The following is a 20,025-nucleotide window of genomic DNA, read 5'->3' on the forward strand; positions in this document are numbered from 1 at the left end:
TGTCCTTGTGGTTCTCGATCGGAAATCGCGGCCGGATGGCCCGCTTACTGCGCGGCGGCCGTCTTCTGCACGGGCGCGGCGAACGCGCCCGCATACGAGCGGTCGAGCAGCTTCGACGTGTCGTATGCGGCCGGGATCACACCGGCCTTGTGCAGGAAATCGGCCGTGTTCTGCGCGTCCTTCGCGGCCGTCTCGTCGACCGGGCCGACGCGCTGCTTCGCGTTGTTGAGCCACCGGTACGCGACATCGGGTTCGAGCTTCGCGCGTTTCGCCCACAGGTCCGCGTACTCGCGCGGATGGCTGTCGACCCACTGGCGCGCGGCAACCACGCGACGCAGGAAATCGGTGATCTCGGCGCGCTTGCCGGTGGCGGCCTGCTCGTTCGCGGCGACGAAGCTCAGCGCCGGCATCAGCCCCTGCGCGGTCGTCACGGGCCGCGCACCCTGCCGCAATGCGAGCGTACTGACGAACGGCTCCCACAGCGACACGGCGTCGACCGAGCCGTTCGCGAGCGCGTTGGTCGCGTCGATCGGCATCAGGTACGCGTACTTGACCGAATCGGCGCGCAGCCCCGCGTGTTCGAGCGCACGCAGCACGAGCTGCTGGCTCCATGCGCCGCGCCACACGGCGATGGTCTTGCCCTGCAGGTCGGCCACGGTGCGCACCGGCGAATTCTTCGGTACGAGGATCGCGACGCCGTCGAGGCTCTGCCGCGACACGGCGACGACCTTCACCGGCGCTCCGCGCGCGGCCAGCGTGAGCAGCGCGGAATCGCCGAGGAAACCGACGTCGATCGCATTGCCGTTCAGCGATTCGGCAACGGGCGCGGCGGCCTGGAAATGCTTCCACTCGATCGTGTAAGGCAGGTCCTTCAGCACGCCGGACGCCTCCATCGACGCCTGGATGTTGAAGTAGTTCTGTTCACCGACGCGCAGCGTGACGGTGTCTTTGGCCATACCCGGCTGCGCGGCAAGCGCCAGCAAGAGTGCCGTGACGATTCGGCTCAGCAACGTGATCTCCCGTAGTGTTGGCGGGCGGCCGCGCGATGGCGGCGCCTCGTGTTCCACCTTGCACGACGGCCGGCGGAACGGATGGAACCGGTGAAGATACGTCGATCCGCTTCATGAAACAAACGCAATATTCTTCTATGCAAAGATGCAAATATTTTATGAAGTGACCGGTATCGCCTGATGCCGCCTGCCGCCCTCCCGGGAACCCGGTTCGAATGAATCCTCGATAGATATTTCGTGCGCGAAATAAATCACGGACTATATTTCGCATACGAAATAACTACCCGTGACGAGGATGGCCATGACCTCCCAACCCATCGAGTTTTCCGCCGCCGACGGCTACGCGCTGCACGGCACGCTGTGGTCGCCGGACGCGCCGCCGCGGGCGCTGGTGCTGATCCATCCGGCGACGGCCGTGCCGGAGCGGCTGTATGCGGGCTTCGCGCGCTTCCTGACCGAACGCGGCTTCGCGGCGCTCACCTACAACTATCGCGGCATCGGCGCGTCGCGGCCCGCGCGCCTGGGCGCGCTGCAGGCGCGCATGCGCGACTGGATGGAACTCGACGTGGGCGCCGCGACCGCGTGGGCACGGCAGGCGTATGAAGGGTTGCCGCTGCTGGCCGTCGGCCATAGCGTCGGCGGGCATGCGATCGGGCTGTCCGCCGCCACGCCGCACCTACGCGCGGCGGTGCTCGTCGCCGCGCATGCGGGCAGCACGCGGCTGATCACGCAGGCGGCCGAGCGCCTGAAGGTGCGGCTCATCCTGCGCGTGCTCGGCCCGCTGATGTCCGTGCTGCTCGGCTACGTGCCCGGCAAGCGGCTCGGGCTCGGCGAGGACATGCCGGCCGGCGTGTTCCGCGAATGGAGCCGCTGGACGACGTTGCCGCACTATTTCTTCGACGATCCGACACTCGGCGCGGCCGAGCGTTACGCGAAACAGCAGTTGCCGATCCTCGCGCTCGGCTTCGACGACGACCCGTGGGCGAACCCGACTGCCATCGGGCTGCTGGTAAGCTATCTGACCCGCGCGGCGGTCGAACGCCGCCAGATCGATCCGCACGCGGCGGGCAGCGGCCCGGTCGGGCACATGGGCTTCTTCCGCAGCCGCCCCGGCACCGTGCTGTGGCCCGACGTGGCCGACTGGCTCGCGCAGGCGCTGGACACGCCGCGAGCCGCGGGCCGTCCCTCCCTTTCCATTGCAGCCGGGAACCCAGCTTGAGCGAAGACCGACGACTGTTTTTCATGTTGAACATCGGCCAGCGGCGCGTGCAGCGCTGGATCGACCGCAAGGCGGAGACCGAGACGCGCGCGAGCGCCGCGCAGGCCGGCGCACTGTTCTGTCTTGCGAAACAGGATGGCGCGCTGATCGGCGAGATCGGCGCCGCACTGCAGCTTGCGCCATCCGCGATGACGGGGCTTGCCGACCGGATGGCGAAAGCCGGCCTCATTACGCGTCATGCCGATTCGGACGACGGCCGCGCGACACGGTTGTACCTGACCGACGACGGCCACGCGGCGCTCAAGCGTGCACGCGTGCTGCTGCGCGAGCTGAACGGCAAGCTGTGCGACGGGTTTTCCGACGACGAACTCGATGTCGTCGCGCGCTGGCTGCATGCGTTGCAGGACCGGTTTCCGGCGGAACGCTGAGCGGCGCCTTCCGGCATCGCCACCGACGCTCGGCGGCCCTCATCGCAAGCGATTGCGATTCGCGTTTTCGATTTGATTTTCATGCCGTCGCGACGGCAATTTTTGCGTGCCTTCGGCCCCGTGCCGGCAACGCTTTCCGGCTACGCCGCTGTTACAAAAAACTGCCTGTCCGCCGGCATTCGAATCGCCTAAATTGCAATCCACTTCGACACATTCGTCGCATGCGCCGACAGGCCCTTCCGTCCGGTCGACATCGCAGACACGCCCGACAATCAATGAGAATGAAGAGGAGTCTTGACCGACGTGCTGGCGGCATCCAGCACACGCGGATTGCGATGGCTGAAGCGGCATCCTGAACGACACGTATCGGCACGATGCGCGGCATCCGACGCCGCGCACCGGATCACGCTGCCGCAGCGTGTCGCACCATCGCACCCGCACCCCAACGAGGAGCAGTCCATGCGACGCATGATCGTGTCCCACTCGCTTGTCACCCGCCTGTCCGCCGCGATGGCGATGGCCGCCGCTGCCGCGGCGCACGCCGAGCCCGTCGTCGTTTCCGGCCCGAGCCCGTTCGTCGCCTGCACCATCGGCGGCCCCGGCACCAACTACGTGAACGCCGAAGTCGAGCCGTGGCTTTCGGTCAACCCTGCAAACCCGATGAACATGATCGGCGTGTGGCAGCAGGACCGCTGGTCGAACGGCGGCGCCCACGGGCTCGTCGCCGGCTACACGTTCGACGGCGGTGCGACCTGGGCACGCACGCCGCAGCCGTTCAGCGCATGCGCGCCCGGCGGGCTCAAGTACGAACGCGCGTCCGATCCGTGGGTCTCGTTCGGGCCGGACGGCACCGCGTACTCGGTGTCGATCTCGTTCAACCAGTCGAACAACGGCAACTCGGTCGCCGCGTCGGTCTCGACCGACGGCGGACAGACCTGGAGCAGCCCCGCCGTGCTGATCGCGAACGACGAGCCGACGACGCAGTTCTTCAATGACAAGGAATCGGTCACCGCGAACCCGGTGAAGGCCGGCGCGGCCTATGCGGTATGGGACCGTCTCGAGCTGCCGAACGGCAACCCGTACGCGAACCTGCATACGCAGGCGTTCCGCGGCCCGACGCTGTTCTCGAAGACGACCGACGGCGGCAAGACGTGGAGCAAACCGAAGGTCATCGTCCACGTGCCTTCGCGCCAGCAGACGATCGGCAACCAGATCGTCGTCGATCCAAGGAACGGCACGCTCTACGATTTCTTCGACCTGATCCAGCCACCGTTCAGCAAGGCGGCCGGCAAGGTCGCGTTCATCAAGTCGACCGACGACGGCGCGACGTGGACGAAACCGCAGGTGATCGCCGGCCTGCAGACGGTCGGCGTCACGGATCCGGTCACCGGCGAACCGGTGCGCACCGGCGACATCATTCCGGAACCCACGATCGATCCCGCATCGGGGCAACTGTACGTCGTGTGGCAGGACAGCCGCTTCAACGGCGGCACGTACGACGAGATTGCGGTATCGACGTCGAAGGACGGCGGCGCGACCTGGAGCACGCCACAACAGTTGAACACGCCGACCGGACGCCCCGCGTTCAATCCATCGGTGCGCGTCAACAACACGGGGGCGGTGATGGTCACCTACTACGACTTCCGCGACCTGCAGGCCGGCAACACTACGACGCTGCCAACCGGCTTCTGGCGCAAGATCTCGCATGACGGCGGTACCACGTTCACCGACGAGCGGCGCGTCGGCGGCCCGTTCGACATGAAGCTCGCACCCAACGCCGAAGGTTTCTTCATCGGCGACTACCAGGGGCTCGACGTGCTTCCATCGTCGTCGTTCCATCCGTTCTTCGTCCAGACCAACGCGGGCAACCTGACGAACCGCACCGACGTGTTCTTCGCGCAGTAACGCACACCTGGCCGCCACGGCACCGCGCGACGTCGCCTGTCGCGCGGCGTCGTGGCCGGCGTGCGCGGCATCAATGCATGTCGGTCAGCACGATGCGCCCGTCGACCTTGCCTTCGCGCAGCTTCGCGAACACGTCGTTGATGTTGCCGAGCCGGTCGCGATGGATGTGCGCGCGCACCAGGCCGTCGGCCGCGAAATCGAGCGATTCCTGCAGGTCGCGCCGCGTACCGACGATCGACCCGCGCACGGTGATGCCGTTCAGCACGGTCGAGAAGATCGGCAACGGGAAATCGCCGGGCGGCAAGCCGTTGAGCGCCACCGTGCCGCCGCGCCGCACCATCCCGAGCGCCTGCGCGAACGCACTGCGCGACACGGCCGTGACGAGCACGCCGTGCGCACCGCCGATCTCCTTCTGGATCACTTTGGCCGGATCGTCGATCGACGCGTCGATCGTCAGTTCCGCGCCGAGCTGCCGTGCCAGCGCGAGCTTGTCGGGTGAGATGTCGATGGCCGCGACGTGCAGGCCCATCGCACGCGCATACTGCACGGCCACGTGCCCGAGGCCGCCGATGCCGGAGATCGCAAGCCACTGGCCCGGGCGCGTATCGGTGACGCGAATGCCCTTGTAGACGGTGACACCCGCGCACAGGATCGGCGCAATCTCGTCGAACGCGACCTGCGCGGGCAGATGGCCGACGTAGTCGGGATCGGCCAGCACGTATTCCGCATAGCTGCCGTTCACCGAATAGCCGGTGTTCTGCTGGCCATGGCACAGCGTCTCCCAGCCGGTGTGGCAGTACTCGCAATGACCGCAGGCCGTGTAGAGCCAGGGCACGCCCACGCGGTCCCCCTCGCGCACGTGCGTGACGCCCGCGCCGACCGCGGCGACGATGCCCACACCTTCATGACCCGGAATGAACGGCAACGTCGGCTTGACCGGCCAGTCGCCATCGGCCGCGTGCAGGTCGGTATGGCACACGCCCGAAGCCTTGATGTTGACGAGGATCTGGCCGGGCGCCGGCGTCGGCACGGGCACCTCCTCGATGCGCAGCGGTTCGCCGAATGCGTGCACGACGGCCGCTTTCATGGTTTGGGTCATGGGTCGCTCCTGCCTGGTCGATGAGCGATCCAGTATCCGGTTTCGGAATCGAGCGACGTTGATGCGCGTCAATGCGCGGGACGATGCGCGGCGACGGCCGCTGCTTCAAGGCGTCGCACCAGGGCATGACGCCGGAATGCACCGGATCCTGATGCGAGAGAGGAAATCCACGACCGCCACATCGATCACCGTATGGCTGTTTCCCGGCGGGCAGCTTCAACGGACATCGAATGCGGGCGACACGAACCCTGCACGGACACGTTCCGCTCCCGCCACCATTTCACTCATCCGACAGAAACCCGACAGGATCCTGCCATCCGGCTTGGAATTTGAAATGATATAACATATCATTCCGCGTGCTCGTCCGCCTGACGCCGTTCCACTTTGGGTGGTCGAGCCTCGCCGAGCCATATTCCAACGGGTCACTGCGCGTCGCAGACGCAACAATATATCGTATCCAGCCGTGATCCGCATCGCTCGTTATCCGATCCGATTCCAACCGATTCACCGACCATGCGCGACCTCCCTCGTCTACCGCTTCGCCCGCTCTCGTCCCTGTCGCTGATGCTGTTCGCCGCCGTCGCGCACGCGCAGACCGATACGCCGCCGACCACCTCGCTTGCCCCGATCTTCGTGACCGCGAACCCGCTCGGCGACAACGAACTGATCGCGCCGACCGTCCAGCTTTCCGGCGATGCGCTGACGCGCCGCCAGGCCGATTCGCTCGGCGAAACGCTCAACGGGCTGCCCGGCGTGTCGACCACCACCTACGGGCCGATGGTCGGCCGCCCGATCATCCGCGGGATGGACGGCGACCGGATCCGGCTGCTGCAGAACGGCGTCGCGGCCTACGACGCGTCGTCGCTGTCGTACGACCATGCGGTGCCGCAGGATCCGCTGTCGGTCGAACGCGTCGAGATCGTGCGCGGCCCGGCCGCGCTGCTGTACGGCGGCAACGCGGTGGGCGGCGTCGTCAACACGATCGACAACCGGATTCCGCGCGAAGCGATCCAGGGCGTGACGGGTGCGCTCGACGCGCGCTACGGCGGAGCGAACTCGGTACGCGCGGGCGCCGCGCAGGTCGAAGGCGGCAATGGCCGCTTCGCGTTCCACGTCGACGCATTCGACCGCGAAACGAGCAAGCTGCGGATTCCCGGCTACGCGCGCAGCAGCGCGCAACGCGCGATCGACGGCCCCGACACGCCGCAGCCGGAAGGCAACGTGCCGAACAGCGACGGCCGCGTGCACGGCGGCGCGGTCGGCGCGTCGTACACGTGGGCGGACGGCTTCGCGGGGCTGTCCTACAGCGGCTACGAATCGAACTACGGCTCCGTCGCGGAAAGCGACGTGCGGCTGCGGATGCGCCAGGAACGCCTCGCGCTCGCGTCCGAGGTGCGCAACCTGAGCGGGCCGTTCACGAAGCTGAAATTCGACTTCGCGTACACCGACTACCGCCACAAGGAAGTCGACAACGGCGAAACCGCGACCACCTTCCGCAATCGCGGCTACGAGGCGCGCATCGAGGCAACCCATCGCAAGATCGGCCCGTTCGAAGGCGCGATCGGCGTGCAGTTCGGCCAGAACACGTTCTCCGCGCTGGGCGACGAGATGCTCGTGCCGTCCACGCGCACGAACAGCGTCGCGCTATTCGGCCTCGAGGAATGGCAGGTCGTCCCGGCGCTCAAGCTGAGCCTCGGCGGCCGTTTCGAGCACGTGAAGGTCGATCCCGATCCGGCCGGCGTCGAGAAATTCGCGGGGGCGCAGCCACGCGAATTCAACGCGGGCAGCCTGTCGGCCGGCGCGCTGTTCTCGCTGACGCCCGTGTGGTCGGTGGCGGCCAACGTCGCGTACACCGAACGCGCGCCGACCTTCTACGAGCTGTATTCGAACGGCCCGCACGATGCGACCGGCCAGTTCCTGATCGGCAACCCGAACGCGTCGAAGGAAAAAGCCGTGTCGACCGACCTGTCGCTGCGCTATGCGAGCGGCCCGAATCGCGGCAGCGTCGGCGTGTTCTACAACCGCTTCTCGAACTACCTGGCCGAGTACAACACGGGCCGCGTGGTGAACGACGACGGCGAACCGGTCGCGCCCGGTACCGATGGCTCGCTCAACGAGGCGATCTACCGCGGCGTGCGCGCCGAGTTCTACGGCATCGAGCTGGACGGCAAGTGGCGCGCCTTCGCGCGGCGCGGCCATACGGTCGACCTGGAACTGACGGCCGACTACACGCATGCACGCAACGTCGACACGGGCCAGCCGCTGCCGCGCATCGCGCCGCTGCGCGCGACGCTCGCAGCCGACTACGGTTACGGCCCGTTCGGCGCGCGCGCGCAGCTCACGCATGCGTGGTCGCAGCATCGCGTGCCCGACAACGACTTTTCGACGGATGGCTACACGTCGCTCGGCGTGATGCTGACCTACAAGTTCCGCGTCGGCCCGACGCACTGGCTTGCCTACCTGCGCGGCGACAACCTGACGAATCAGGAAATCCGCTATTCGACTTCGGTCGTGCGCGGCTTCGCGCCTGCGGGCGGCCGCAGCGCGATGGCCGGGTTGCGCACCACGTTCTGACCCCCTCATGGCCCGCGGCGCCCGCCGCGGGCCGCTTTCCGGCGCCCCTTTCCGCCGCGATTTTCCGTTAATCGGCCATTACCGCCAATTGCGCGGCACACGCCGATAACGCGCATCGGCTCCCTCCCCAATTAGGCCGCAACGAAATTCCTTTATTTACCCATAAATCGAAACAAATTCATCAGACAATTATTATCAAAAAGCCTGTTTTTGTTTCACCCAAGAAAACCGGTTTCAAATTCCACGTATAAACCTTTGAATCACGGGCGCTCAGCCGAATCTTGATCAAAATCAGGAACGCCCACCTGGCAACGATTCCAGCGCTAAAAAAACTAATATCAGGGTTTTCGAAGGGTAAAGAATCATCCCGTATACCCGTTAATGCCGGCACGAGCCCGTATCTGGTCGAACAATAAATTCAATTCGTCAACCACACGCACAGAGGCACACTGTGAAAATCGCCAGAATGAGCATCAAGACCAAACTCCTTGGCGGCTTCGGCCTGCTCGCCGCGGTCGTCGTGATCGTGTCGGGCATGGCACTCAAGGCGCTATCCGATACGAACGCCGAATTTTCCCGCTACATGAACGGCGTCAGCGCGCGGGCCAACATGTCCGCGCAGATCCGTACGGCAGTCGACCGGCGCGCGATCGCCGCGCGCAACCTCGTGCTCGTGACCAAACCGTCCGACCTCGAGCTCGAACTGGCCGAAGTGAACCAGGCGCACAAGGACGTGCAGGAACGTCTCGCGAAGCTCAAGGACATGATGGCGAACGCGACCGACACCTCCGATCGCGCGCGCGAACTGGTGGCCGACATCGTGCGCATCGAAGGCAGCTACGGGCCCGTCGCGCTGCGCATCGTCGGGCTCGCGCAGGCCGGCAAGAAAGACGAGGCGACCGCCGACATCGACGACAACTGCCGCCCGCTGCTCGCGCAGCTGGTACGCGCGACCGACGCCTACGCAACCTACACGCATGAACGCGAACTCGCGATCGCGCAGCAATTCGCCGATCGCTATGCGATGGAGCGCAACCTGCTGGCCGGCATCTGCCTGGTCGCCGTCGCGGTCGCGGTTTGCGGCGGCCTGTGGCTGACGCGCAAGATCACGGTGCCGATCGGCTCGGCCGTGGACGTCGCGCGCACGGTCGCGAACGGCGATCTCGGCAGCCGCATCGACGTGAGCGGCAACGACGAGACACGCGATCTGCTCGACGCGCTGCGGACGATGAACGAGCGGTTGATCGGCATCGTCGGCCGCGTGCGCGATTCGTCGAACAGCATCGCGCATGCGGTGAGCGAGATCGCGTCGGGCAACCTCGACCTGAGCCAGCGCACCGAGGAACAAGCCGCATCGCTGCAGGAAACCGCCGCGACGATGGAGGAATTCACGTCGACGGTGCGGCTGAATGCCGAGAACGCGCAACAGGCGAGCACGCTCGCCGCGAACGCATCGGATGTCGCGCATCGCGGCAGCTCGGTGGTCGGCCGCGTGGTCGACACGATGACCGAGATCGGCCACAGCTCGTCGAAGATCGCCGACATCACCGGCATCATCGAAGGCATCGCATTCCAGACCAACATCCTCGCGCTGAACGCGGCCGTCGAAGCGGCGCGTGCGGGCGAACAGGGCCGCGGTTTCGCGGTCGTCGCGAGCGAGGTGCGCAGTCTCGCGCAGCGTTCGTCGACGGCGGCGAAGGAGATCAAGGAACTGATCTCCGCGTCGGTGCAGACGATCCGCGACGGCTCGGCACTCGCCGGCGAAGCCGGCAAGACGATGTCGGACGTCACGCAGGCCGTTGCGCGCGTGACGGACATCATGGGCGAGATCGCGGCCGCATCGGCCGAGCAGAGCCGCGGCATCGACCAGGTGAACCTGACGATCACGCAGATGGACGAGACGACACAGCAGAACGCCGCGCTCGTCGAGCAGGCCGCGGCCGCATCGAAGTCGCTCGAGGCGCAAGGCCGCGAGCTGTCCGAAACGGTTGCCGCGTTCCGGATGCCGTCCGGCTCGCACGTGACGTCGCCGAACGCGCACGCGCAAGCGCCCGCCGCACATCACTGGCAACCGGCCACCGCGTAACGGATGCCGCAAGGAGACGACGATGCGCACACTGTTCCGCCGCCCCGCCTGCGTCACGCTTGCGCGCACCGCGCGAAGCGCGGCGGCACACGGCACGCGGTGCGGCTGTGCATCGTCGCCGTCCGGCGCGGCCGGTTCGCATGCACGACGTCGCGCTTCGCCGATTCGCGTCGCACGCTCGCGGCACGCGTACATGTAGCTCGCACATCGGCATCGCTGCATCGTCGCCGGTCGTTTCTACCGACCGGCGCGGCATCGTGCGTGTATCCGGAAAGGCGCATTGTCACGACCGATCTCGCGCGATGCGTTCTCCTCCTCCGCATTGCATGACGCATGCTGCGTTTGCAGCGTGGCGCAAGTTTCGATCCCGCGCGTGTCTCTCGCGTTGCCACACCGGCGACATGGAGATCGCGCTGCATTCGCACGCGCATCGCTCGCCGATGCAGACTTTTAAATCGAACGAATGACGAGTATGCTTAAAAGAGCACTCCCCGTTCGGACGGCGAATCGCGTGCCCTGACTCCCGTCCGATCGTATTGCGGCCCCATCGCTTCGCGCACCGCGTGTCGATGGCGGCGTCTGCTTCTCGCGCCACGGCCGCACAAACCTTTCCCCCAACAATCGTCAGGAGAGCTGGTGAGCCGACTCGTCGTCGTATCCAATCGTATTGCAGATCCCCGTAAAGCCGCGGCCGGCGGGCTCGCCGTCGCCGTGAAAGACAGCCTGCAGGAATCCGGCGGTGTCTGGTTCGGCTGGAGCGGGAGGCTGCGCGGCGGCGACGATCAGCCCACGCATGGCGACGAGGTGCAGATCCAGAACGTCGGCGGCATCCAGCTCGCGACGATCGATCTCGACCCGCAGGATTACGACGCCTACTACCTCGGTTATTCGAACAACGTGCTGTGGCCGGTGTTTCACTACCGGCTCGATCTCGCGCAGTTCGACCGCCGCTTCGCCGACGGCTACCGGCGCGTCAACCAGCTATTCGCGCGCAAGCTGCGCACGCTGCTGCGGCCCGACGACACCATCTGGGTCCACGACTACCAGCTGATTCCGCTCGCCGCCGAACTGCGCGCGATGGGCTGTACGAATCCGATCGGCTTCTTCCTGCACATCCCGATGCCGCCGCCGCCGATCATGGCCGCGATCCCGGAACACGAATGGCTGATGCGCTCGCTGTTCGCGTACGATCTCGTCGGCTTCCAGACCGAGTCGGATCTGCTCCACTTCGAGCACTATGTCGAAGCGGAAGCCGGTGCCGCGCGGCTGCCCGACGGCCGCCTGCGCGCATTCGGCCGCACGCTGTCGGCCGGCGCGTTCCCGATCGGCATCAACGTCGACGAGTTCGAATCGCTCGCACGCGATCGCGACGGCATCGACATGTTCGAGCGGATGCGCGACGAATACTCACGCCGCCAGTTGCTGGTCGGCGTCGACCGGCTCGACTACACGAAGGGGCTGCCGCAGCGCGTGAATGCATTCCGCCAGCTGCTCGAACAGTATCCGGAGAACCGCAACCGCGCGACGCTGATCCAGATCGCCGCGCCGAGCCGCGAGGATCTCGGCGCGTACGACGACCTGCGGCGCGAGATGGACAGCCTGTGCGGCGCGATCAACGGCGACTACGGCGAACTCGAATGGATGCCGATGCGCTACATTCACCGCACCGTCGCGCGCAAGCGCTTGCCGGGCCTCTATCGTGCGAGCCGCGTCGCGCTCGTCACGCCGCTGCGCGACGGGATGAACCTCGTCGCGAAAGAGTTTCTGGCCGCGCAGGACGCAGCCGACCCGGGCGTGCTCGTGCTGTCGCGTTTCGCCGGCGCGGCCGAGCAGCTGAAGTCGGCGCTGCTCGTCAATCCGTACGACACGCAAGGCACCGCGCAGGCGATCCAGCGCGCGCTCGCGATGCCGCTCGAAGAACGCCGCCAGCGTCACACGGCGCTGATGGCGATCGTGCGCAAGACCGACGTGCACTGGTGGCGCACGCGCTTTCTCGACGCACTCGCCGAAGCAGCCGAAGTCGCGGCTGCGACCGAATCCTGACGCGCTCACACGCCGGTCGTCTCGCGGTCGAGCACCGCTCCGTTCACATCCTGCACCGTCACCGAGATCGGAATGCCTTCGCGCATGCTCTCGGTCACCACGCAATACGCATCGAACCGGTGAAGCATGCGTGTCGCCGCTGCGAGATCGGCCCACGCCTTGCCGACCGACAACGTCACGGCCATCGCGCCGACCCGCACCCTCCCCGCGTCGTTCTGTTCCATGTCGACGTCGATATGCGCGGCCACCGGCTGCGGATCGACGCGCTGTTTCTCGAGCGCGAACAGCAGGCTCGCCGCGAGACAGCTGGCGACTGCCGCGGCCAGCAGCCGAACGGGGTTCGGGCCGCGGCCGGCGCCGAGCGGCGGCGGCTCGTCGGTCAGCACCGGCGAAAGATCGGTACCGGCAAACGTGACCTCGAAACTGAAACGCGCGTGCTGCGCGGCATCGACCGATACGTGCGCCTCGCTCATGGCGACTCCGTGACTGGAAAGAGGAAATGGACGGCCGGCGCAGTGCCGCGCCGACGCGCGTGAGTGGCAGCCCGGCGCGACGCGGTCATGGCCGCCCGCCGGCTGCGCGCGAGACCCGGACTTCAGCGCTCGGGTTCGCGTGGCGGCCCGTACGCGACGAAATCGCGCTCGACCGCTGACGCGTGCTCCGTTTCGATCGCGCCGCCGCATGCGCCGGCTTCGTCGTCCGGCGCCGCCGCCGACGCCGCGACGGACGACGGCTCGACACGCCCGTCGATCAGGGCCTGCAGCGTGTCGCGCTCGAGCACCTCGCGCGCAAGCAACCGCTGCGCGATCCGCTCGAGCGCGTCGCGACGTTCGCCGAGCGTTGCCGCGACGCGCGCATGCGCGTCGGTCAGCAACGTATGCACCTCGTCGTCGATCAGCCGCGCGGTGTGCTCGCTGCAGCGGCCGTCTCCCGCATGCCATACGCCCGGTATACCGGTACGCGTGTCGCCGTCGTCGAAGGTCACGAGCCCGATCTTCTCGCTCATCCCGTACTGCATGACCATGTGACGCGCCATCGCGGTCGCGCGTTCGAGATCGTTCTGCGCGCCCGTCGACACGTCGCCGAACACGAGCTCTTCCGCCACCCGCCCGCCGAGCAGCGCATCGATCCGGTCGAGCAGCTCGCTCCTGCGCAACACGTAGCGATCCTCGGTCGGCACCTGCTGCGTATAGCCGAGCGCCGCGACGCCGCGCGGAATGATCGACACCTTCTTCACCGGATCGCAATGCGCGCGGCTTTCCGCGACGAGCGCGTGGCCGGCTTCGTGATACGCGATGGTCAGCTTCTCCTGGGCGTTCATCACGCGGCTCTTGCGCTCGAGGCCCGTCAACGCGCGGTCGATCGCCTCGTCGAAGTCGGCCATCCCGATCGCCGGCTTGCCGAGTTCGGCCGCATGCAGCGCGGCCTCGTTGACGACGTTCGCGAGATCCGCGCCGACGAAGCCCGGCGTGCGCGACGCGAGCTCGCCGAGATCGACGTCGGCCGCGAGCTTCACGCGCTTCACGTGCACGCCGAGGATCTGCCGGCGGCCGTTCACGTCGGGACGGTCGATCGCGATGTGGCGATCGAAGCGGCCGGGCCGCAACAGTGCGGGATCGAGGATCTCGGGGCGGTTCGTTGCAGCCATGATGATCACGCCGGAGCCGGCCTGGAAGCCGTCCATCTCGACAAGTAGCTGATTGAGCGTCTGCTCGCGTTCGTCGTTGCCCGACATCGGGCCGACGCCGCGTACCTTGCCGAGCGCATCGAGCTCGTCGACGAACACGATGCACGGCGCCTTCTGCTGCGCCTGCTCGAACAGGTCGCGCACGCGCGCCGCGCCGACACCGACGAACATCTCGACGAATGCCGAGCCGCTGATCGAGAAGAACGGCACGGCCGCCTCGCCGGCCACCGCGCGCGCGAGCAGCGTCTTGCCGGTGCCCGGCGCGCCGACCACGAGCACACCCTTCGGGATCTTGCCGCCGAGCCGCTGGTAGCGGTCGGGGTTGCGCAGGAACGCGACGAGCTGCTGCAACTCGGCCTTCGCTTCGTCGATGCCCGCGATATCGTCGAACGTGATGCCGGTTTCCTGCTGCACGTACACGCGCGCGCGGCTCTTGCCCATCCCGGTGAAATCCTGCAGCCCGCCGCGCCTGCGCAGCATCATGTTCCAGATGAACACGAACAGCACGAGCGGCAGCAGCCACGACGCAAGCGATGCGATCCAGCTCGTATCGGGCGCACCGTGATAGCGGATACCGGCGGCGGTCAGTGTGTCGGTCAGGTGCTCGTCGGTCACGCGGTTGGTCGTGAAGCGGTACGGCGCGCCGGCCTGCTGCACGGCCGCGACTTCGGACGCCGGCAGCATCGTGCCGGCCTGCGGCATCTTCAGCGTGCCCGAGATCGACACGGGGCCGACTTCGAGATCATCGACGAGCCGTGCGGCGACGAGCCGGTGGAAATCGCTGTACGCGATCGGCGCCGACGACGGGCGCAGCATCAGCAACTGCGCGGCGAACAGCACGAAGAAGCCCGCCGCGATCAGCAATCCCGGGTAGTCGAATTTCCTGTCCATGGCATCGGGCCGGACGTGCGCGCTACGCTACGCTGCGCGACACGGCGGACGTGTGCGGACACGCGCGCAACCGGCGCGCGCCATCGGCGGCCATGCGGAAGCGGCAGTCAAGCGCGCCATCGTCGCCTCGCTTCATCGCCTCGTTCGTCGCATCAATGGCGCCACGACGACGCCATCGGCCGGCGCCGCCGGGCAATCCTCGCCCGGGCGGCACGCCGCGACGTGCCGCCCCTGAATCCAGTCTAGCTCGCGCGCGGGCGTCGCGCATCGCCCGAGGCGCGACTCGAATCGTCCGACAAACACCTTTCATCTGCCCCCGTTGCCGCGTTATAGTCGCGTTCGTGACATTTTTGTGACAGATGCATCGCACCTGCCCATACGCAACACGGGCCGTTGCTTTCCGTCCCGCGGCGCGGCAGCCTGTGCGACGCCGCCGCGCATCACGCCCCCGTCCACCCGCCCATTCGAGGAACCCACGACGTGAACGACACCCCCGATCGCCCCGACGACCTTCCCGCCGATCCCGACCGCCGCCGAGTACTCGGCGGCCTCGCCGCGCTCGGTGCGGGTGTCGCGCTCAGCGGCTGTGAAACCACGGCAGGCAGCGCGCCGCGTTCCGCCGCCGACCTGCGCATCGACGAGGCGTTGCGCCAGCGCGTGCGCCACATCGTCGTGATCTACGCGGAAAACCGCAGCTTCGCGAACCTGTACGGCGATTTCCCGGGCGTACGCCATCCGCTGAGCGAGGTGCGGCCCGAGCACGCGCAGCAGCTCGATCGCGACGGCAAGACGCCGCTGCCCGTGCTGCCGAAGATCTGGGGCGGGCTCGTACCGCAGGCGCAGGAAGTGGACGGCAAGCGCTACGCGATCGCCGAGCGCGACATCGACAAGCTGCCGAACGCACCGTTCCTGATTACGGACGCACAGGGCAAGGCGCTGCCGAACGGCGTGATCACGCGCGACCTGTGGCACCGCTTCTACCAGAACCAGATGCAGATCGCGGCCGGCCGCAACAACCAGTTCGCCGCGTGGGCCGATTCGGGCGGCCTCGTGATGGGCCACTATCGCAACTCGGCCGACACGCTGCGGCTGTGGAATCTCGCGCGGCAATACACGCTGTGCGACAACTTCTTCATGGCGGCCTTCGGCGGTTCGTGGATGAACCACATGTTCCTGATCTCCGCGCAGCCGCCGCTGTATCCGGACGCGCACAAGCATCCGCATGCGGCGAAACTGCTGTCGAAGGTCGAAGGCGACGATCCCGCCGGTACGCGCCTCAAGCTCGCCGACAATTCGCCCGCGTCCGCGCTCGACGGTCCGCCGAAGTTCGCGGCCGACGGCTCGCTGACGCCGGACGGTTACGGCGTGAACACGATGGCGCCGCCGTACCAGCCGAGCTACGTGCCGCCGCCCGATCCGGGCAACGCCGCGTATGCGGATCCGGCCGACCATCGCGTGATGCCGCCGCAGGGCTATGCGACGATCGGCGATCGCCTGTCGGAAAAGAACGTCGACTGGGCGTGGTACAGCGGCGCATGGCAGTACGCGCTCGAGCATCGCGACACGGGCACCGTGCCCGATTTCCAGTACCACCACCAGCCGTTCAACTATTTCGTGAACTACGCGCCCGGCACCGACGCGCGCAGCAAGCACCTGCGCGACGCGGGGCTCGGCGACGAGCCGTCGACCAACCGTTTCATCGCCGACATCGACGCGGGCCGCCTGCCGGCCGTCACGTTCTACAAGCCGCAGGGCAACCTGAACATGCATGCGGGCTATGCGGACATCGAATCGGGCGACCGCCACATCGCGACCGTGATCGACCACATCCGCCGCGGGCCGCAGTGGGACAACACCGTGATCGTGATGACGCACGACGAGAACGGCGGCTGGTGGGATCACGTCGCGCCGCCGGAAGGCGACCGCTGGGGCCCGGGCTCGCGGATTCCGGCACTCGTGATCTCGCCGTTCGCAAAGAAGGGTTTCGTCGATCACACGCTGTACGACACGAACTCGATCCTGCGCTTCATCAGCCGCGTGCACGGGCTCGCGCCGCTCGACGGCGTGGTCGCGCGCAACAAGGCGTTCGCCGCACGCGGCGCGACGCCGCCGGGCGATCTCACGAACGCGCTCGATCTCGGCTGACGGCTGACTGGCTTGGCCGATTAGCCACTTGGCGACTTGAAACGACGACGCCCCGGGCAATGCGATTGCCCGGGGCGTCGTTCATTTCCGGCCGGCAAACGCTACGCGGCACTGCGCAGCGCATCGCACCCCGCCTGCGCGGCGTGACGGCCCGCCTGACGGCCGAAGAACGTCGCATCGGCCAGCGACAGCCCCGAGCTGTACCCGGCGCCCCAGCGCGGCAGCCCGCAGGTCGTGCGGCCGGCCGCATAGAGCCCCGGCACCGGCGCGCGCGCCGCATCGACCACCTGCCCGGTCGGCAGCGTGTCGAGCCCGCCGAGCGTGAAGTGCGGATAGAACGCGTAGTCGATCCGGCAATCGAGCGCGACGAACGGCGGCTCGATCAGCGGTTGCAGCCACTTCTTCGCCTTGTGGAACAGCGGATCGGCGCCTTCGGCCGCATGGCGGTTGTAGACGTCGACGGTCGCCGTCAGCGTGCCGGCCGGCATCTGCAGGTCGCGTTCGACTTCCTCCCACGTTTCACCGGCCGCCGCGATGCCGATCCGTGCGATCGCCGGCGGCTCCTGATATGTGGCCTGGTCGACCAGCAGGTAGATCCGGTCGTCGGCCTGGTGAAATGCGTGATGCCCCGTGCGGCCGTGATAGCCGTCCTCGTTGATGAAGCGCTGGCCGCGCGCGTTCACGAAGATGCCCTTGATCAGCGATTCGGGCGCATAGAACGGCAGGCTGACGAAGCCCTGGTCCATGTGAATCGCCGCACCGCCCGCGCCCTGGCCGAGCAGGATGCCCGAGCCGTCGTCGCCGGGGCTGCCGATCGGCTCGTCCGAGCGCAGGAACTGCGGCGCATGCCGGCGTACCATCTCGCGGTTCATCGCGAAGCCGCCTGCGCACAGGATCACTGCGCGGCGCGCCCGCACGAATGCCGTCTCGCCATATGCGCGCAGCACGACGCCGCGCACCGCGCCGCCGTCGTCGACGATCAATGCGAGCGCGCGCGTGTCGTAGCGCGTCGCGACGCCGAGTGCCGCGACGCGTTCGGCCAGCACGCGCATCAGCATCTGTCCCCCACCCCAGCCCGGCCATTGCGGCGTGTGTCCGCGCGGGCACGGTTTCGCGGCCTCGCTGAACGGCCAGGCTTCCTCGCTGCCCGACCAGATCAGGCAGTCGTCGGTTTCCGGTTCGACGATCCGCTCGGCGATGAACGTGTTCTTGTACGTGAGACCTTGCGCGACGAGCCAGTCGTGGTGCGCCAGGCTTTCGTTCGCGTAGAGGCGCACTTTCGCGTCGTCGGCGTCGCGGCCGCCGGCCAGCATCAGGTAGCGGTACAGATCCTCGGTGTCGTCGGTAAAGCCGGCCTGCCGCTGCGCGGGCGTGCCGCCGCTGCCGCCGAGGTAGATCTCGCCGCCCGACAGCGCGCTCGTGCCGCCGTAGCTCGACGCGCGCTCGACGATCAGCGTGTCGGCGCCGGCGCTCGCGGCTTCGATCGCCGCGCAGGCACCGGCCGCGCCGAAGCCGACGATCACGACATCGTGTTCGGCATCCCAGCGATGCACGTCGCGGGTATTCAAGGGGTGAGTCAGGGAATAGTCGGATGACATGAGGAATGGGTCAGCGTGGTGGAATTCTGCGAGACGCGGTGATTGCGGCGAATGCCAGGCAGGCGGCCCGACACGGCCGTCGCCGCGGTGCCCCGTTACCTGGACGGGCGTGCGATGGTGCGCGTGCAACGCGCACGCCATCTCATTCCCGGTTGAAGCCGAACCGCGTGAAGCGGGATCGGCGCGCGACGATTGCGCCGTGGTCGTAGCCGCCACGGCTTCCGCCCGGTGCGGCGCGCGGCCGCGCCGGCGTCACATGCCGCGCATCGCGGCGAAACCGAAGTGCGACGGATCGATCGGCACACAACCGGTCGGCAGGCCGTTCACGTCGACCGAGCGGCATTGCAGGATGCCGGCCGCGTACGGCGGCGACGGGACCTGATCGGCGCCGTATCGCGCCATCGCCATGGCAGCGAACGTGCCCATCGCCAGTACGCACAGCTTGCGAGTCGTCAGTCTCATGATCGTCGTCTCCTCCGGTTGTCCGCTGGTGCGGTTCGTGTCCGGCGTGCATCGCATGCGGCACCGGATGACTGCACGGTAGCCAGCGCCCGGCCGTCGGCCATCGTCCGTTTCGACTAGGGGCAAACGCTGAGCGGACGACGCGCGACCTGCCGCATCGCAACATCGCGCGCCGCGGCTTCGCATACATGAAGGAGACGCGACTCGTCGTGCACCTGTCGCAGCCGGCCGCACGAATCGTCAGACGCATGTCGCGCACCGGTCGCTGCGCCGCACAATCGATACACCCTCGCGTGGCGCGCGGCGGCCTGCCCCGGTGTTTTCCCCGACCCTCGCCCTGCTCCGTATGGATGATGAATCCCGGCCTGCCCGGTGCGAACCTGCGCAGCGACGTCGCAATGCCGCCGCGTCGGCCCACCTCGCGCGGCCGACGCGTTCCGTTCTTCCACGGGAGCCCACGCATGACCGATTCCAATCCCCACCACGCGCTGTACGAACTTGCGTGCCGCTACGCGCAAGCCGTCGATCGGCGCGACTGGCCACGACTCACGGCCCTTTTCACCTCCGATGCAACCCTGGCCGGCCCCGGCTTCCGCTTCGACGACCGCGATGCGATCGTCGCGGGCATGCGCGTAATCGAGCGCTACGAAGCGACCCAGCATCACGTGCACAACCAGCTCGTGACGCTCGATGGCGGCGAGGCCGACGTCGAGACCTATGGCGTCGCCTGCCACGTCTACGTACGCGACGGCGTGAAGCGCAAGCTCGACTGGGGGCTGCGCTATCGCGACCGCTGCGTGTTCGACGGCGGCACGTGGCGCTTCGCCGCGCGCACGCTGCACGTCGACTGGGCGCAAGACTTGCCGCTGGAGGGCTGA

At 67.4% G+C, this 20,025-nt stretch carries 14 protein-coding genes; 8 read left to right on the forward strand and 6 right to left on the reverse strand.

The genetic code is table 11. The annotated features are described in order from the left end of the window. Positions 1 to 44 precede the first annotated feature (44 nt). Positions 45 to 1,010 carry an ABC transporter substrate-binding protein gene (locus G3O06_RS20245; RefSeq protein WP_175000314.1) on the reverse strand — a complete coding sequence of 322 codons (966 nt, stop codon included), beginning with the start codon at positions 1,008 to 1,010 and terminating at the stop codon, positions 45 to 47. Between the two features lie 301 nt (positions 1,011 to 1,311). Between G3O06_RS20245 and G3O06_RS20250 the strand changes: the two genes are divergently transcribed. From G3O06_RS20250 to G3O06_RS20260, 3 genes are all read left to right on the forward strand, one after another. Then, complete coding sequence (locus G3O06_RS20250) at positions 1,312 to 2,229, forward strand: alpha/beta hydrolase (RefSeq protein ID WP_205817267.1); 918 nt, start codon at positions 1,312 to 1,314, stop codon at positions 2,227 to 2,229. Continuing rightward, positions 2,226 to 2,657, forward strand: coding sequence for a MarR family transcriptional regulator (locus G3O06_RS20255; protein ID WP_174970095.1), 432 nt, complete (start codon positions 2,226 to 2,228; stop codon positions 2,655 to 2,657). The genes G3O06_RS20250 and G3O06_RS20255 overlap by 4 nt, the downstream gene beginning before the upstream one ends. 459 nt (positions 2,658 to 3,116) lie before the next feature. Continuing rightward, the gene (locus tag G3O06_RS20260) at positions 3,117 to 4,562 is read left to right on the forward strand and encodes a sialidase family protein (RefSeq protein ID WP_205817268.1); all 1,446 of its coding nucleotides are present in this window, start codon (positions 3,117 to 3,119) and stop codon (positions 4,560 to 4,562) included. Between the two features lie 70 nt (positions 4,563 to 4,632). Here G3O06_RS20260 and adhP read toward each other — a convergent pair whose 3' ends face one another. Further along, positions 4,633 to 5,661, reverse strand: coding sequence for an alcohol dehydrogenase AdhP (gene adhP / locus G3O06_RS20265; protein ID WP_174915570.1), 1,029 nt, complete (start codon positions 5,659 to 5,661; stop codon positions 4,633 to 4,635). A gap of 513 nt (positions 5,662 to 6,174) precedes the next feature. Between adhP and G3O06_RS20270 the strand changes: the two genes are divergently transcribed. The 3 genes from G3O06_RS20270 (at position 6,175) to otsA (ending at position 12,364) form a co-directional block, all read left to right on the forward strand. Next, positions 6,175 to 8,235, forward strand: coding sequence for a TonB-dependent receptor (locus G3O06_RS20270; protein ID WP_241020151.1), 2,061 nt, complete (start codon positions 6,175 to 6,177; stop codon positions 8,233 to 8,235). A 466-nt stretch (positions 8,236 to 8,701) separates the two neighbouring features. Next, positions 8,702 to 10,321 (forward strand): methyl-accepting chemotaxis protein, encoded by a 1,620-nt coding sequence (locus tag G3O06_RS20275; RefSeq protein ID WP_205817269.1) that lies wholly within the window; start codon positions 8,702 to 8,704, stop codon positions 10,319 to 10,321. Positions 10,322 to 10,957: 636 nt separating this feature from the next. Continuing rightward, entirely contained in the window at positions 10,958 to 12,364 is a 1,407-nt protein-coding gene (gene otsA, locus G3O06_RS20280; RefSeq protein WP_205817270.1) for an alpha,alpha-trehalose-phosphate synthase (UDP-forming), read from the forward strand. A 5-nt stretch (positions 12,365 to 12,369) separates the two neighbouring features. Here the strand turns inward: otsA and G3O06_RS20285 are convergent, their stop codons facing one another. Together G3O06_RS20285 and ftsH are read right to left on the reverse strand one after the other, a co-directional pair. Beyond that, the gene (locus tag G3O06_RS20285) at positions 12,370 to 12,837 is read right to left on the reverse strand and encodes an OsmC family protein (RefSeq protein ID WP_174970090.1); all 468 of its coding nucleotides are present in this window, start codon (positions 12,835 to 12,837) and stop codon (positions 12,370 to 12,372) included. Positions 12,838 to 12,959: 122 nt separating this feature from the next. Beyond that, the gene (gene ftsH, locus G3O06_RS20290) at positions 12,960 to 14,942 is read right to left on the reverse strand and encodes an ATP-dependent zinc metalloprotease FtsH (protein WP_205817271.1); all 1,983 of its coding nucleotides are present in this window, start codon (positions 14,940 to 14,942) and stop codon (positions 12,960 to 12,962) included. Positions 14,943 to 15,422: 480 nt separating this feature from the next. Here ftsH and G3O06_RS20295 point away from each other — a divergent pair, with 480 nt between their 5' ends. Next, positions 15,423 to 17,087 (forward strand): acid phosphatase, encoded by a 1,665-nt coding sequence (locus tag G3O06_RS20295; RefSeq protein ID WP_205817272.1) that lies wholly within the window; start codon positions 15,423 to 15,425, stop codon positions 17,085 to 17,087. A gap of 101 nt (positions 17,088 to 17,188) precedes the next feature. Here the strand turns inward: G3O06_RS20295 and G3O06_RS20300 are convergent, their stop codons facing one another. Together G3O06_RS20300 and G3O06_RS20305 are read right to left on the reverse strand one after the other, a co-directional pair. Further along, positions 17,189 to 18,685, reverse strand: coding sequence for an FAD-dependent oxidoreductase (locus G3O06_RS20300; protein ID WP_174982594.1), 1,497 nt, complete (start codon positions 18,683 to 18,685; stop codon positions 17,189 to 17,191). Between the two features lie 252 nt (positions 18,686 to 18,937). Further along, complete coding sequence (locus G3O06_RS20305) at positions 18,938 to 19,147, reverse strand: hypothetical protein (RefSeq protein WP_174970086.1); 210 nt, start codon at positions 19,145 to 19,147, stop codon at positions 18,938 to 18,940. A gap of 461 nt (positions 19,148 to 19,608) precedes the next feature. Here G3O06_RS20305 and G3O06_RS20310 point away from each other — a divergent pair, with 461 nt between their 5' ends. Next, positions 19,609 to 20,025: a nuclear transport factor 2 family protein gene (locus tag G3O06_RS20310; RefSeq protein ID WP_205817273.1), complete on the forward strand. Its 417-nt coding sequence runs from the start codon at positions 19,609 to 19,611 to the stop codon at positions 20,023 to 20,025.

The organism is Burkholderia sp. Ac-20345, from assembly GCF_017104825.1.
Classification (GTDB): domain Bacteria; phylum Pseudomonadota; class Gammaproteobacteria; order Burkholderiales; family Burkholderiaceae; genus Burkholderia; species Burkholderia lata_B.